Source organism: Allobosea thiooxidans, from assembly GCF_900168195.1.
Lineage (GTDB): Bacteria > Pseudomonadota > Alphaproteobacteria > Rhizobiales > Beijerinckiaceae > Allobosea > Allobosea thiooxidans.
The window spans coordinates 1-14,493 of the sequence record NZ_FUYX01000004.1 but is presented as its reverse complement, the minus strand read 5'-3'; the positions used below and the strand labels follow the sequence as shown (position 1 = coordinate 14,493).

Sequence of the window (14,493 nt, the reverse complement as noted above, 5' to 3'; positions counted from 1 at the left end):
GCTCAGATACCCAGAAGCCAGGGTGCGAGCGGGATCGGCAGGCCCAACGCGTATTTGAACAGCAGGATGCAGCCGGCCGACATGGCGACGGCGAAGATCAGCAGCTCCTTGATCCGGCGGTCGTCGGCTGCGAGGCCGGAGAAGGCGATCAGCAGCGGCCCGGCGACGAGCAGGCCCAATGCCGGCACCCGGATCGGGCCGAATTCGAAGCCGCGGATGGTGAGGGCGAACAGGCAGGCTCCGCCCAGCGCGAAGAAGATGCCCTTCCAGGACCAGCCCTGGAGCTTCTCGCCATGGTAGCGCAGTGAGGTTAGCACGAGCAGCGCGCCCAGCGCCGCGCAGATCACGGCGAAGGCCTTCGGCAGCATGCCGGGGCCGAGCTGGCGCAGGCTGCCTGCCGGCAGGTCCCAGGTGAAGACGAAGGCGCCGAATGCCAGAACGATCATGAACAGGCCGCCGGCCAGATCCTGTGTCGATCGCACGCGCAGGCCCTGCGCCCGTTCTATCTGGTTGAGACTCATCAGGCTCCTCCGATCGGCGACCCTGCGCGGGCTGTCCGTTTCTGCGGTTTGGGGGAAGGGGCGAGGGAGAGGGACTGGCGATCGTCGAGCAGCGTGACGCTCTCTCTCAGGATGGCCAGGAAGTCGTCGCGGGAGGGCAGCTTCTGCTGCGGCCGCCAGGCGACGCCGACGAGCGCGCCGGGCGGCGGTGGGTCGAGCAGCGCCCCGCGCAGGCGCCGCATCGTCACGCCGGGGAAGGATAGCCGTGAGACCCAGTCCGGTGCCAGCGCCATGCCGAGGCCGGCCGCGACCGCCGACATCATGGCGGGCTTCTCGGTAGCCTCGATGGTGACGTTCGGCACCGCGCCGACGCTCTCGAAATAGGCCATGACGAGGTCGTAGGCATAGGGCCGGATGCGCTTGGACGGCACGACGAAGGGCTCGCCGACGAGATCGAGCATCGTCAGATGCTCGCGTGCCGCCAGCGGGTGCGCCTCGTTGAGCACCACGATCGGCCGTTCCACCCGCAGGATCTCGAAGGCGCAATCGGTCGGCTTGCGCGGGGGGCGGGTGAGGGCGAGGTCGAGCTTGCCGGATTCCAGCATCTGGATCAGCGCGGCCGTCATCGCCTCGACGAACTTGATCTCGATGCCGGGGAACCGCGCCCGGAAGGCGACCAGCGCTTCCGGCACGAAGCTCGACGAAGCCGCGTCGATCGCGCCGACGCGCAGCACCTTGCCCGAGGCGAGCGAGGCCTCGCGCACGGCGCGGGACGCATGCTCCATCTTGACGAGGATGCCCTTCGCCTCCTCGAGCATGATCAGCCCGGCCCGGGTCATCGCGACCTGACGGGTCGTGCGCGTCAGCAGGGCGACGCCGAGTTCGTCCTCAAGGGCGCTGATCTGTCGTGAGAGGGCGGGCGGCGCGACGCCGAGCCGCTCGGCCGCGCGGCCGAAATGCAGCTCTTCCGCCACCGCGATGAAGCATCGCAGTTGCCGCACATCCATTGGCCGTCCCCTGTTCCCCGGTACCGCTTGCCGCGATATCTCTTCAGTGGGCCGTGCCCAATAGCGACTCCAGCCGATGAGTCGACCCTATAGCAATTCATAATTTTTGGGCAATAAAGTCTTTGGGCCTAGGCCGGCCTCGCGCGCGCCGGGCCGAACAGCCGCCCGTCGATCAGCGCGAGCCCGGCGGCGATCGCCGCCATCCCCAGGAAATGCCGTGGCAGCAGCGCTTCGCCGAGGATGCCCCAGCCCAGCAGGATGGCGCTGACCGGAATCAGGAACGTCACCAGCATGACGTTGGTGCCGCCGGCCCGGCGCATGATTCGGAAGAAGATGACATAGGCCAGTGCCGTCGAGAGCAGCGCCAGCCCGATGAGCGACAAAGCGACCGGGGCGCTCGGCACGGGCAGCTTCCAGGGCGGATGGAAGGCGATCACCAGCGGGATGGTCATCACGGTCGTGGCGCTGACCTGTCCCGCGGCCGTGACCAGGGGCGGCAGACCTCGGAACCGCCGGCCGTAGAGGCCGGCAAAGCCATAGGACAGGGCGGCTGCCAGGCAGGCCAGCTGCGGCAGCAACGCGCCCGAGACACCGCCGATCGCATCGGGGCCCATCAGGATCGCGACGCCGACGATGCCGGCGCCGACCCCGGCGAGCTTGAGCCCGGTCGCCTTCTCGTCCTGCCCGAAGAGATGGGCGACGATGACGCCGAAGAGCGGCGTCGTGGCGTTGAGGATCGAGGCGAGGCCGCTGGCGATCTGCGTCTGGCCCCAGAAGATCAGCCCGAACGGGATCAGGTTGTTGAGCAGGCCCATGCCGAAGAAGGCGAGCCACATCCGCCCGCCGACGCGCATCGACAGCCCCGACAGACGCACCACCAGCAGCAGCGCCGCAGCCGCCATGCCGACGCGCGCCAGCACCACCGCGAGCGGGGGCCATTCCGAGACGGCGATCTTGCCGAAGAAGAAGGAGGCGCCCCAAAGCAGGGAGAGCAGCAGGAGCAGGAGCCAGTCGCTCAGGTCCATGACGGGCTGCGAGGGGGAGGGCGATGACATCTGGGGCCTGCACGATGAAAGCGAGCCGGAGCGATAGGCTCGCACCGGCTCGCTCTCCACCCGTTTCCTGCCTCAGGCGGCTTCGGCGTCGCGCGCCTGCCACATCGCCTTGAAGGCCGGCCGCGCCTGGCAGGCGTCGAGCCAGGCCTTGACGTGGGGATGGGCATCGAAGAGCTGCGTCGCCGGCTTGGCGTAGCGGATCACCTCGGCGACGTTGATGTCGGCGACGGTGAAGCGGCCGCCCATCACATAGCCATTGCCCTCGGCCAGCGTCCGGTCGAGCACCGAGAAGGGGCCGGGCAGGGCTGCGAGCGCGGCCTCGACCAGCTCGGGCTTGCGCTTCTCCGGCGGATAGGCGGCGAGATGGAACTGCAGGTTGAGCGCATGGGTCTCGCACTCGGTCGCGGCCCAGAGCGCCCACATCACCGCGAGGCCTTCCTCCTGCGCGTTCTGCGGTGCCAGCGGCCCGCCATGCTTGCGCGCGAGGTAGAGGTTGATCGCCAGCGATTCGTGCAGTTTGAAGCCGTTGTCGTCGATGCTCGGGATATGGCCGTTCGGGTTGATCCTGAGGAATTCGGCGCTGCGGGTGTGCAGGGGCACGCCCGGGGCCTGCGGGTCCGGCAGGCGGTAGGCCTGGATCACCGGCACATGCGTGAACGGCAGGCCGAGCTCGTTGGCGAGCCAGATGACGCGCGTCGCGCGCGAGCGGTAGCAGCCGTAGATGGTCAGGGACATCGGCGGAGTTCCAGCGAGAGAGAGCGGATCGACGACGGATCCGGCACAGGCGCCGATTCCGTCGTCGCGACAATAGGACGGGCGCCGATCACGGCCAATGCGCATGATCAGACGCCCGGGCGTGCAGAATCCGTTTGACCTCGGCGCGCGTCGGGTGCATTGGCCTCCTGCTTCCGGCCTCCGGCCGGCTGCTCACAGGAAACTTCAACCCGATGCCAAGCGACAGTCCCAGCCGACAGTCGAAGCCGTCTGCCGCCGCCTCGCGCGCCTGACCGGGTTGCCCGGCTCGCCTGCGATCCGGCCATGACGGCCCGATCGCAAGGAATAGAGCCATGAACGATACCGCCGCCACGACGGACCTCCTTGCCGTGACGCTGGCCCAGACGCTGGCGCAGGAACACGTCGCCGACATCGTCGAGACGCTGAACGAGCAGGATATCGCGACCATCGCGCATGTCCTGGGCGAGCTGCCCTTCGAGCGGGCCGTCGAGGTGCTCGATCAGCCTGAATTCGGCGCCGCCGCCGAGGCGCTTGCGCTACTGCCCGAGGGCCGCGCCGGCGCGCTGCTCTCCGCCATGTCGGCCGACCGCGCCGCCGACGTCTTCCAGGAATTCGACGAGGAGACCGCGGCGCGCCTGAGCGGGCGCATCGACCGCCAGACCCGCTCGGATCTCAAGAAGCTGCTGGCCTATCCCGAGCACAGCGCCGGCTCGATCATGACGACGGAGTTCGTCAGCGTACCCTCGAGCTGGTCGGTGCAGCAGACGATCGACCATATCCGCCGCGTCGAGCGCTCGCGCGAGACGGTCTATGCGATCTATGTGCTCGATGCCGCCACGCGGAAGCTGGTGCGCGCGGTCTCGCTGCGGCGCCTGATCGCCGGCGATCCGGACGCGCCGGTCGAATCGGTGGTGCCGGCGCACAAGCCGATCACGGTGACGCCCGAGATCGACCGGGAGGAGGTGGCGCGCCTCATCACCAAATACGACCTGCTCGCCGTTCCGGTCGTGGATGACGACGACCATGTCATCGGCATCGTCACCTTCGACGACGTCATCGACGCCATGATCGCCGAGACGACCGAGGACGTGCAGAAGCTCGGCGGCATGGAGGCGCTCGACCAGCCCTACAACGAGATCGGCTTCCTCGGCATGATCCGCAAACGCGCCGGCTGGCTTTCGATCCTGCTGCTCGGCGAGATGCTGACCGCCTCGGTCATGCAGCATTTCGAGGGCGAGCTCGAGAAGGCGATCGTGCTGACGCTGTTCATCCCGCTGATCATGAGCTCGGGCGGCAATTCCGGCTCGCAGGCGACCTCGCTGATCATCCGGGCGCTGGCGCTGCGCGAGGTCACGCTGAAGGACTGGTGGCGGGTCGCGCTGCGCGAGGTGCCGACCGGCCTGACGCTCGGCACCATTCTCGGTGCGATCGGCGTGGTTCGCATCATCCTGTGGCAATGGGCCGGCTTCTACGATTACGGGCCGCACTGGGTGCTGGTGGCGGCGACGGTCGGCGCCGCGCTGCTGGGCATCGTCACCTTCGGCTCGCTCGCCGGCTCGATGCTGCCCTTCGCGCTGAAGCGGCTCGGCTTCGACCCGGCCAGCGCCTCGGCGCCCTTCGTGGCGACGCTGGTCGATGTCACCGGCCTGATCATCTATTTCGGCGTCGCCGCCCTGATCCTGACCGGGACGATGCTGTAGCCGGAACGGGATCAGGCCTCTGCGATCGCGACGCGGTTGCGGCCCTCCCGTTTGGCGCGATAGAGCGCGGAATCGGCGGCTCTGAGCAATTCGGGCCACATCTGTGGCCCGGCATTGGCCGTGGCGACGCCGATGCTCACGGTTATGGCGATCTCCGTCCCGTTATCCAGCCTGACGGGCCGGGCTTCGATCCAGCCGCGGAGCCTCTCCGCGACATCCGCGAGCGTGTCCGTTTCCGCGGCATGGTCGTCGAGGATGAGGATGGCGAACTCCTCGCCACCGAAGCGGGCGACGACGTCTTCGTCGCGCAGCGCTTCCTGCAGCCTCTGGGCGAGGGCGCGCAGCGCCGCGTCCCCGGCGACGTGGCCGAGGTCGTCGTTGATGGCCTTGAAGTGGTCGATGTCGAGCAGGATAAGCCCGACCGTCCGCTTCCTTTCGGGGTTGCCGGCAATCTTCTGCACCAGCCTTTCGAGGGCGCCGCGGTTGAGGACGCCGGTCAGCCCATCGGTGTCGGCCTGAATTCGCAGGCGCGCGGTCAGCCGCAGCCGCTCGGCATCGAGCTGCTCACGTTCGATCAATCGGCTGCGCAGTGTCTCCAGCGCCTGGAACAGGTCGCGCATTTCGCTGCGCAGCTGCTTGGGAACCGCGGGCTGGTGGAGCTTGCCGTTTGCCAGGTCGACGACGCGGGTATGCGCCAGCATGAGCGGCCTGAACAGGAAGCGACGGCTGATGAACAGCAGCGCCAGCTGGACCGCCAGCACCAGCGCCGTGCCGATCACCGCGAGGACGAAATCAGCCCTGGCATGGCGGTAGGTCGCATCGAAGCGCTGGGCGACGGAGCTGATGAAACGATCGCGCAGCTGTTCGATCGGCGTGAAGCTGGGCACGATCGCATCGGTGAAATGCTCGGGAGAGCCGCGATACTGGCTGGCATCCAGTTGCGCCCGTGTCTGTTCGATCAGCCGGATCCCCTTGCCGAAGAAGAGCTCTTCGGTGTCCTGACGCGCCCGTGCTGCGAGGCCGGCCACGTGCACGGCGGTTTGCGAATCGATAAGCCGCCACAGCTCGAGGATGCGCCCGCGCGTCTCTTCGAAAGCCTGCCGGGAAGCGCCGGCGAGCGGCTCGCCGCGGACGATCGAGATGACGAGATAGGAGCCCAGCCGCCCGGCATAGTCCCGCAGCTCACCGAGCATGCGGGCGACCAGCGCATGGCCGATCAGCGCGGAATCGCCTGCGAGGAGCTTGTCCATCGCCATGTCGGCGACGGGCATCGTCGCATCATAGGCGGTGAACATCGCCAGGATCGCCGCCTCGATGTCACTGCCGCCGCGCTGGGCACGGGGCCGTGCCAGCAGCGCATCGACCTCGCCGCGCGCCCGGTCGAGCTGGGCCTGCATCGGCGCGGCGACTGGTGCCAGCGCAGGCGGAATGCGGGCGATCGCGGCATCGCTCGCGCGACGGAAGGCCTGCAGGCGGAGCCGCACCGGGTCATGCTCGGTCAGATCGCCGCCGAGGGCGGCGTTGGTGGGGCCGCGCTCGGCCGAGATCCGGTTGGCTGCATCGAGCACCAGGCTGAAGGCGTCGAGGCGGGCGAGGGTCCGTGCACTGCCGCTGAGCGCGGCGTAGTGGTGCCAGAGCAGGCTGCCGCCGAGCGCGAGCGAACAGGCGAGCATGAGCCCAATCGCCGCGAGTGCGGACTGGGTGAGGGTGAATTGCCGGATGCGCATGATGCGACGCGTGGATATCCTCGCTCTCGGAGAGGCCTCTTCGGCTTCCGGGTGGGGGTCGCGCTACGCGTCCGATATCATCCAGGACGGGGTATGGGAAGGGCGTTGCCCAAAGGGCATCTCTCGGCGATGCCGTCCGGCGGCGCCGTTGCCGGCAGGGCGAACGGGGATCCCGCCGCCTCAGCTCGCCAGCACGCGCTGGGGCGGGAAGGTGATCTCGACCAGCGTGCCTTCCTTCTTGACGCTGGTGATCGACATGGCGGCACGGTTGGCCTCGACGAGCGCCTTGGTCAGCGGCAGGCCCAGGCCCGTGCCGCCCGAGCGACGCGTCGTCGGCACCTGCCGGAAGGGTTCGAGGGCGAGCTTGAGCTCGTCGTCGTCCATGCCGATGCCGGTGTCGCGCACCCGCAGGATCGCCTCTCCCTGATCGCCGAGAGCCGTCGAGATGATGACCTGCCCGCCGGCATCGGTGAACTTCACCGCATTCGAGAGCAGGTTGATCGCGATCTGGCGGATCGAGCGTTCGTCGGCGACGACCGGCGGCAGCTTCGGTGACAGCCCCGAGCGCAGCACCACGCGCCCGCGCTGCGCTTCCGGCTGCAGCAGCGCGACCGTCGAGAGCGCGATCTCGTTCAGATTGACGCCGACGAAGTCGAGCTCGAGCTTGCCGGCCTCGATCTTGGCGAGGTCGAGCAGATCGTTGACCAGGCTAATGACGTAGCCGCCCGACTGGTGGATGTCGCGCAGATATTCCTTGTAGCGCTCGTTGGCGATCGGCCCGAAGCGCTCTTCCGCCATCACCTCGGCGAACCCGATGATGGCGTTGAGAGGCGTGCGGATCTCATGGCTGATCTTGGCCAGTACGTCGGATTTCTGAGCGCTCGCCATCTCGGCGGCCTTGCGCGCGTCGACGAGCTCGCCCTCGGTCTTCTTCCAGGCGGTGATGTCGCGCAGCACCGCGCAGAAGCGCCGCTCCGCGCCATGGGAGATCTCGCCCATCGTCATGAAGAGCGGGATCTTGCCGCCCTGGCGCACGCGGCCGACGACCTCGCGCCCGTCGTTGAGTACCGAGGCGACGCCGCCGCCCTTTAGCCCTTCGAGATAGTCGAGAGCCGGTGCATGGCTCTCGCCCGCGAAGAGCAGCGTGAAGAGCTCACCCGTGACCTCGCGCTGGTCATAGCCGAACAGCGCCTCGGCGGTCTTGTTCAGCGACAGGATGCGACCGCTGTCGTCGATGGTGACGACGCCGTCCGTCGCGGTGTCGAGCATGGCGGTCAGCTCGGCGATGCGGGCGTCGCGGGCTTCGGCATCCAGCCGCAGCGCTTCGACGCGTGCCGCCGATTCGGCTTCCTCGGCAGCAAACTCGGCGGCAAGCTCCGCTTCCTCGGCCTCTTCCGGCGTCAGGACCTGGACCTCGCCGCCGCCGGCGGGATGGCGGAATGCCATCAGCGTCGCCGGCTCGTCCTGCCAGTGGACGCTGGAGAGAACCGCATCGACCTCGACGAGATGGCCGAGGCGGTCGATCAGCGTCATCGCTCCGCCCTCGGCGCGCGAGACCTCCTTGATCAGGCGGCTGACCTGGCCCCCCGCCTTCAGGTCGGCGAGGTCGGCGAAATCGAGCAGGTCGAGCAGCGTGCGGTTGGCGTAGAGCGCCTCGTCGCCGCGATTGACCAATACGGCGATCGGCAGGCGATCGAGGACGTCGGCGTGGGAATTGCGCTGGCGCGCCGGCAATGCGGCGTCCGGCTCCGCTTCCGCGGCGTCGCGCTCCTTCACCTGCAGCGGTGCGACCGGCGGCAGACGCGGGCTGGCCGGCTCGTCGTCGCCGGCGAGCCGCGCCCCCAGGGCCTTGGCGATCTCGCGGAACGCGTTGCGCTCGGCCGAGCTCAGATGCGGCTTCGACGGCTCCAGCACGGGGCGCAGCGCGGCGAGCTGGCCGCCATTGCGCAGCGGAACGATGTTGTCGCCCTTCGGCTCCGCGCTCGCGGTCGGCGAGGCCTCGGCCGGCGGTTCCTGCGGCTGATCCTCGACGCTGTCGCTGTCGACGGACGCGGATGGCTCGCTCTCGGTGGCGCTGGCTTTCCGTCCGGCATCGTCCTGCGGGGCCTGCGGGGCCTGCGGCTCGGCATCGTCCTTGCTGGAAATCGGCTCGGCGAGGGAAGAGGACTCCGCTTCGGGCCGTTCGTCCGGGGTCGGATCATTCTCCGCCGCGGCGTCGATCGCCGCCGGCGGCCCGGTTTCGGCCTCCGAGGGGAAGGGCTCGCGCTCGTTCAACCGGGCGACGCCGAAGCCGCGAAACCCGGTGAGAGCGCGCGCAGCGTCGAGAACCGGCACGCCCGAAAGCTCGACCCGCACCGCTTCGCCGGGCGTGTCGGTGCGCCAGAGCAGGTCGTGGCCGCTCCAGGTCGCGGTGCCGGCAAGCCGGTCGAGCAGGCCGCCGTCACGGTCGAGAATCGTCGAGCCGAGCAGGTCGTGCCAGCGCCGGCCGATCAGGTTGGCCGCCGCGGCGCCCGTGAAGGCGGTGACGTTGTCGGAGAGCGTCGTCAGGCGTCCGTCGTCGCCGCTCTGCCAGAGGAAGCGAATCACGGCCGGTTTCACCGGCGCGGGTTCGTCGCGAGTGGGTTCGGGCGCCGGCGTCGGCCGGGCCGTTTCCGGTGCAGGGGTGATTCCGAGGCGCCGCAGCTCCGCCGCCGGGATGGCGATCGCCAGCACGGTGCCGCCATCCGGCAGGGCGAGCAGCTTGCAGCCGCAGGTCACGGGCACGGCGGCGAAGCCGGGCGCGAGTCGCAGCCTTTCGAGCCGGATACCCGCCGTCGAGGCCAGCCCGCCAGCCAGTGCGTCGAGGCGCTGCCGGGCTTGCGCCGGTAAACTGATTCGTGCCTCATCCTGGCCGAGCAGCGCCTGCCCGGCGGCGTTGAGGAAGCCCGGCCGGCCGTTGACGGGGTCCCAGAGCAGCAGCGCGCCGCCTGCCGCAAAGGACGCAAGGGCGGCGTCCTCGGCCGCCGCCGCGCCCCGTCGCGCCCAGTCCTGTCCGGCTTCGCTCATGCCTGCCTGCTCGTTCGATCCGCGCCCGTTATGCCTAACAAAACTTTAATAGCTCCCAAACGGCGGCGAATCCATGGAACCAAAGATCGCTCTCCCGCTTCTCCTCCAAACAGCGTTAACATGGGCCCGGGCGCCGCGAGGCGTGCTGTTGTCACTGCACTGCAACAATGATATTGCATTGCACAATAAATTAGGGACGGGTCGCGAGAGAAGGAGGGTTTCATGAACGGCAAGCAGCCTTACGAAGTGCCGACGGAGATGCGCGAATTCGCCGAGCGTAGCGTCGAGCAGGCCCGCAAGGCCTTCGACGGCTTCATCGGTGCGGCCCAGAAGGCTGTGGACAGCGCCCATGGCTCGGCCGAGAGCGCCCGCGCCAACACGCAGGAAGCGACCCGCAAGGCCATCGCCTATGCCGAGAGCAACGTCGCCGCGGCCTTCGATTTCGCTCAGAAGCTGGTGCAGTCCAAGGACCTCGCTGAGGTCATGCAGCATCAGTCCGATTTCCTGAAGTCGCAGGTCGCCTCGTTCCAGAACCAGCTCAAGGACCTGGGCGCCGCTGCCCAGGACGCTGCGGCGAAGGCGGCCGAAACCGTCAGCAAGGCGACGAAGGGGCGTTGAGCCCCTTTTTGATTCGCGACGCCGGCGATCCATGATTGTCCCGGCCGGGTCTTTGGGCCCGGCCTTCGCGCTTGCCGTTGAAGGAGAGCCGCCATGGTCAAGCCTGCCCCGACCAGGACGAAATCCAAGGCCCCGGTCAGCCTGTCGCCGGTGAAGGCGCTGTCCTCGCCGTCCGCCGAGACCGCTGCCGCCAAGCCGCCGGTGGCCAACCCGGCTCCGGCCAAGGCGCCGCCGGCGGAAGCGTCCGCGAGCCCCGCTGTCGCCGCCAGGCCGGTCGCGACCAGGCCGGCAACCGCTATGTCGTCGCCTGTCGTTCCGCCGGCGCCTGCCGCCGCGCCCGCCAAGGCCGCTTCCAGCTCAACGGCGCCGAAGCCGGTGAAGAAGATCGCTGCCGCCAAGGTTCGGCGCGAGAAGCCGGTCGCGAAAGTCCCGGCGCCGAAGATCGCTGCGAAGCACAAGGTGGCGGAGCCCGTGGCTTCCGCGCCTGCCAAGGCCTCTGCTCCCGCCAAGGCCGTGTCCGGCGCCGCGGCAGCGAGCCCGAAGCCGCTCGCCACGCCGCAGCCGCCCGCCCAGCCGGCGCCCGCCGCCAGGGCCGAGACCTCTGCCGCTGCCGTCGCGCCTTCGCTCGAATCGGTGCCGCTGCCCCGCCCGCCGGAAGTAGCGACTGTCACGACCGCGACGGTGATGAGCCAGACGCTGACCATGGCGCGGGCCTTCGGAGCGCTGCAGGCGCGCATGCTCGACCATGCCTGCGCCGAGCTCGAGGCGACGCTGGGCGAGGCGCAGACGCTGGCACGCACCAGTAGCGCCTCGGAAGCCATCACGCTCCAGGCCAAGGCCGTTCGGCGCAGCTACGAATCCTATGCCGAGCATCTGAGGGAGCTGGCGCGCATCGCCAACGCGGCGCTTCGCAAGGACTGACGACCGCCTCTGCTGCGTCGATTCGGGCGGTATCGAAATTCCGGTGACGGAGTTGAATTACGCAGTTGCAAAAGCGGGGCGCCGGCACTAGGGTCCGCGCCGCTGACGCCCCCCGCCGAGGCGGCCGGTCGTCACGCCCAGGTTTGGGCAGCCATAGCTCAGTTGGTTAGAGCGCTAGATTGTGGATCTAGAGGTCCCCCGTTCGAGCCGGGGTGGCTGTACCATTCTTTCAGAAAATTAAGAGCGTTGCGCCGGGCGGCGGCGGTTCGCCGCGGCCCCGGCCGATCTCGGAAAGGCGATGCCCTCTGAAGCAAGGCGGCCGCAAGCTCCTCTCTCCGTCCACGGGTTTGCGAAGAGGCGCGCTGGTGAGCGCGTGCTGTGCTTTTCGTGGATAGTAGCCGGTAGCAATCATTTAATTGAATCAGAGTGAATGAATTCTGAGAGCGTCATTGACGCTTCCTTCTTTCGTCTTCACGCTGTCGACAGCGTTGATTCGCTTCGGCGAAGATACTGAAGTCTACTTCTATGGCTGCTGTCTTTGTTCTCTGCTCGGAGGACTGGTATGGCGTTCGCTCAGGAGTGCTTTGGGAGTGTGAGGGCGAGCCGGCCCGCGACGCCCTTTCTGACGGGTGTTTCGGTGCTCGTCTTGCTGGCGCTGGCAGGTCCGGTTCACGCGCAGACGATCGGGCCCAGCCCTCCTACGATCACCGCCACGATAAATGTCACTACCGGAACCACCACCGTCCTGGGTGGCACGGCCGTCCAAACCGGTCTGGCCGTCGATGCGACGAACGTCACCGGCGGTAGTCTGGTGCTCGACAGCCTTTTGGGTCCTGCGCCGGGCCTCATCGCCTTGCAGACCCTGAATGGCAACGCACTCCAGGCGGCGGGCGGCACCATCACGGTGCCCAGCGGCAATGTCAGCATCCTCACGCAGGGCGGGCACGCCGCGTTGGCCAATGGGGCAGCCAGCGGCATCACCCTCAACGGAGTGGCGATCACCACGACCGGCACAGGTGCAGGCCTTGCCTCGATCGGCGGTACGATCGACGCCACCAATGTGGTGATCAATAATACCGGCACTTCCACGCCGAACGTCTCGGCCGGGCATGGTGCGGTGGCCGAATCCGGCGGGACCGTCAACCTTCACGCTGGGACAAGCATCGCAACCGGTGCTTTCAATGCCGTGGGGCTTGGCGCATCCGGTCCCGGCAGCCGCGTCATTGCCGACGCGCTCATTCCCGTCTCGATGAACGGTCGCGGCGCGATGGGCGTCTACCTGCATGATGGCGGGCAAGTGACGCTGCTTCCCGGCTCCACGCTCAATCTGAATGCCACGAGCAGCATCGGCGTTTCCGTCGACAACACGACTGTTGCCGGTGCGATCGGCAGCGGATTGACGATCAGCCTCAACGCGAGCGGCGTCGGAGGGCAGGCCGGAAGCACGGGTGTCGCGGCTTTCAACAACGGCACGATCACGCTTGATAACCTGACCGTGACCGGCCCGAACGCGGCGGCGGGTGCCTGGGCGCGCGCCAGCGGAAACATCACCCTGACCGGACGCAGCGTCATCAACATCAGCGCCGAGCAGAACCCGACCTCCTACACGCTTCTGACCAACAATCTGGTCACATCGAGCGGTCAGGTCGGGTCGATCTTCGGGGTGACGAGCGCGATCCCGATCAGCGGGCTGCTGGCGCAAGGCGCTGGCGCCGTGATCACCAGCATCGGCACGACCATCACCGTCTCGACCCCGAACGCAGCAGCCGGTGTCGACGCCGGCCTGGCGGCCTCGTCGACATGACCGACAACACGATCACGACGACGGGCACCACCTCCTTCGGCGTGCGTGTCGATTCGGAGGGTCGCGTCGTCGGGCGCGATTCCCGCATCACGACATCGGGCGGAGGCGCCGCGCTGTTCATCAATGGCGGCTTCGGCTCGATCGACCTGACCAACACGACGACGCTCGCGACCGGGACGGGGACGGCGGGGCTCGTCTCGCTCAACCTGACGCCGGCGGCGGTCATTCCGGTGACCCTGACGGGCGGCAGCCTCGTCAGCACCGCCGATACCGCAGTCATCGCCCAGGGCCCGCTCAACCTGACGGCCAGCGGCACGACGATTACGGGAAGCAACTTCCTGCTCCGGGCCTTCAACAACGGCGCCGGCTTTCAGCCCACCGCGGTGCAGTTCGACGCGTCCAACGGCAGCGTGCTGACCGGCGATGCGTTGGTTCAGTCGCTGAGCACGGCGAACATCAATCTCTCGACCGGTTCGAGCTGGACCGGGGCGGCCTTCGACGTCACCAATGTCGGCATCGATCCGACCAGCCGCTGGACCGTGACAGCGAGTTCCACGGTGACCCAGAACACCAGCAATGCCGGCCTGATCCAGTTCACGCCCCCGGGTGGCGACCCCGCTGTCCTCGCCAGCTACAAGACGCTGACCACGCAGAACTATATCGGCTCGGGTGGTCAGATCGGCCTCAATACCTTCCTCGGAACCGACGGGTCGCCGTCCGACCGCCTCGTCATCAACGGGGGCGTGGCCTCGGGCAGCTCGGCCTTGCTGGTCTCGAACACCACCGGGCCGGGCGATCTCACGCTGGGCAACGGCATTCTCGTGGTCCAGGCGCAGAATGGTGGAACGACCGTTCCCGGCACCTTCGCGCTGGGGCGCCCCGTCGTCGCCGGTCCGTATGAGTATTCGCTCTATCGCGGCAGCTTCGATGCCTCGGGGCCGGACAACTGGTACCTGCGCTCGGTTGTCAGCCCGACGCCGCCTGAGCCGACGCCGCCCGGCCCGGGCCCGACCCCGCAGCCGCCGGCGCCGATCCCGGACTACCGCCGCGAGGTCTCGCTCTATGCGGCGCTGCCGGCGATGGGGCTGATCTACGGGCGCACCATCATCGACAGCCTGCATGAGCGCATGGGCGAATTGCGTCCGCTCGAGACCGCTCCCGTCACCGAGGAGCGCACGATCTGGTGCAAGAATCCGGAGAAGAACTTCCGCTGCACCACCGTCGTGCGCCTGCCCGACAGCGTGGTGGCGGCCAATCGCTCCTATGCCTCGGCCGGCTGGGCCCGGATCATCGGCACGCACGGTAACCAGGATGGCGGGCCGGGCGGGATCTTCCGCAACGGCCCGAATTTCGACTACGACATCTATGCGCTGCAGGCCGG

The 14,493-nt window shown here is 68.3% G+C and carries 11 protein-coding genes and 1 tRNA gene; 6 read left to right on the top strand and 6 right to left on the bottom strand.

The genetic code is table 11. The annotated features are described in order from the left end of the window. Nucleotides 1-2: 2 nt before the first annotated feature. The 4 genes from B5Y19_RS08295 to B5Y19_RS08280 form a co-directional block, all read right to left on the bottom strand. Nucleotides 3-521, bottom strand: coding sequence for a tripartite tricarboxylate transporter TctB family protein (locus tag B5Y19_RS08295; protein ID WP_055729864.1), 519 nt, complete (start codon nt 519-521; stop codon nt 3-5). After that, nucleotides 521-1,507 carry a LysR family transcriptional regulator gene (locus tag B5Y19_RS08290; RefSeq protein WP_055729865.1) on the bottom strand — a complete coding sequence of 329 codons (987 nt, stop codon included), beginning with the start codon at nt 1,505-1,507 and terminating at the stop codon, nt 521-523. Before B5Y19_RS08290 ends, B5Y19_RS08295 begins: the two co-directional genes overlap by 1 nt. Before the next feature lie 128 nt (nt 1,508-1,635). Then, entirely contained in the window at nt 1,636-2,562 is a 927-nt protein-coding gene (locus tag B5Y19_RS08285) for a DMT family transporter (RefSeq protein WP_244555531.1), read from the bottom strand. Between the two features lie 72 nt (nt 2,563-2,634). Further along, a complete protein-coding gene (locus B5Y19_RS08280; RefSeq protein WP_055729867.1) occupies nt 2,635-3,297 on the bottom strand; it encodes a glutathione S-transferase family protein in 663 nt (220 codons plus the stop codon). Nucleotides 3,298-3,629: 332 nt separating this feature from the next. On the opposite strand from B5Y19_RS08280, the gene mgtE reads away from it, so the two are divergent. After that, the gene (gene mgtE, locus B5Y19_RS08275) at nt 3,630-4,997 is read left to right on the top strand and encodes a magnesium transporter (protein WP_055729868.1); all 1,368 of its coding nucleotides are present in this window, start codon (nt 3,630-3,632) and stop codon (nt 4,995-4,997) included. A gap of 11 nt (nt 4,998-5,008) precedes the next feature. On the opposite strand, the gene B5Y19_RS08270 is transcribed toward mgtE, so the two are convergent. Further along, a complete protein-coding gene (locus B5Y19_RS08270; protein ID WP_055729869.1) occupies nt 5,009-6,724 on the bottom strand; it encodes a GGDEF domain-containing protein in 1,716 nt (571 codons plus the stop codon). A 180-nt stretch (nt 6,725-6,904) separates the two neighbouring features. After that, nucleotides 6,905-9,769: an ATP-binding protein gene (locus B5Y19_RS08265; RefSeq protein ID WP_055729870.1), complete on the bottom strand. Its 2,865-nt coding sequence runs from the start codon at nt 9,767-9,769 to the stop codon at nt 6,905-6,907. A gap of 222 nt (nt 9,770-9,991) precedes the next feature. Between B5Y19_RS08265 and B5Y19_RS08260 the strand changes: the two genes are divergently transcribed. The 5 genes from B5Y19_RS08260 to B5Y19_RS08240 form a co-directional block, all read left to right on the top strand. Next, nucleotides 9,992-10,387, top strand: a complete 396-nt coding sequence (locus tag B5Y19_RS08260; protein ID WP_055729871.1) for a phasin — start codon at nt 9,992-9,994, stop codon at nt 10,385-10,387. Between the two features lie 93 nt (nt 10,388-10,480). After that, complete coding sequence (locus B5Y19_RS26590) at nt 10,481-11,308, top strand: phasin family protein (protein WP_055729872.1); 828 nt, start codon at nt 10,481-10,483, stop codon at nt 11,306-11,308. Nucleotides 11,309-11,455: 147 nt separating this feature from the next. Beyond that, nucleotides 11,456-11,532, top strand: a tRNA-His gene (locus tag B5Y19_RS08250). Nucleotides 11,533-11,870: 338 nt separating this feature from the next. Beyond that, nucleotides 11,871-13,112: a hypothetical protein gene (locus B5Y19_RS08245; protein WP_139384314.1), complete on the top strand. Its 1,242-nt coding sequence runs from the start codon at nt 11,871-11,873 to the stop codon at nt 13,110-13,112. Then, nucleotides 13,109-14,493, top strand: a 1,385-nt coding sequence (locus B5Y19_RS08240; RefSeq protein WP_139384313.1) for an autotransporter outer membrane beta-barrel domain-containing protein, incomplete at its 3' end; no start/stop codon positions are given. The genes B5Y19_RS08245 and B5Y19_RS08240, both read left to right, overlap by 4 nt.

What these genes read in the sequence shown, in the direction of transcription:
- B5Y19_RS08295 (WP_055729864.1), bottom strand. Translation starts at nt 521, where the DNA reads ATGAGTCTCAACCAGATAGAACGGGCGCAGGGCCTGCGCGTGCGATCG.
- B5Y19_RS08290 (WP_055729865.1), bottom strand. Translation starts at nt 1,507, where the DNA reads ATGGATGTGCGGCAACTGCGATGCTTCATCGCGGTGGCGGAAGAGCTG.
- B5Y19_RS08285 (WP_244555531.1), bottom strand. Translation starts at nt 2,562, where the DNA reads ATGTCATCGCCCTCCCCCTCGCAGCCCGTCATGGACCTGAGCGACTGG.
- B5Y19_RS08280 (WP_055729867.1), bottom strand. Translation starts at nt 3,297, where the DNA reads ATGTCCCTGACCATCTACGGCTGCTACCGCTCGCGCGCGACGCGCGTC.
- mgtE (WP_055729868.1), top strand. Translation starts at nt 3,630, where the DNA reads ATGAACGATACCGCCGCCACGACGGACCTCCTTGCCGTGACGCTGGCC.
- B5Y19_RS08270 (WP_055729869.1), bottom strand. Translation starts at nt 6,724, where the DNA reads ATGCGCATCCGGCAATTCACCCTCACCCAGTCCGCACTCGCGGCGATT.
- B5Y19_RS08265 (WP_055729870.1), bottom strand. Translation starts at nt 9,769, where the DNA reads ATGAGCGAAGCCGGACAGGACTGGGCGCGACGGGGCGCGGCGGCGGCC.
- B5Y19_RS08260 (WP_055729871.1), top strand. Translation starts at nt 9,992, where the DNA reads ATGAACGGCAAGCAGCCTTACGAAGTGCCGACGGAGATGCGCGAATTC.
- B5Y19_RS26590 (WP_055729872.1), top strand. Translation starts at nt 10,481, where the DNA reads ATGGTCAAGCCTGCCCCGACCAGGACGAAATCCAAGGCCCCGGTCAGC.
- B5Y19_RS08245 (WP_139384314.1), top strand. Translation starts at nt 11,871, where the DNA reads ATGGCGTTCGCTCAGGAGTGCTTTGGGAGTGTGAGGGCGAGCCGGCCC.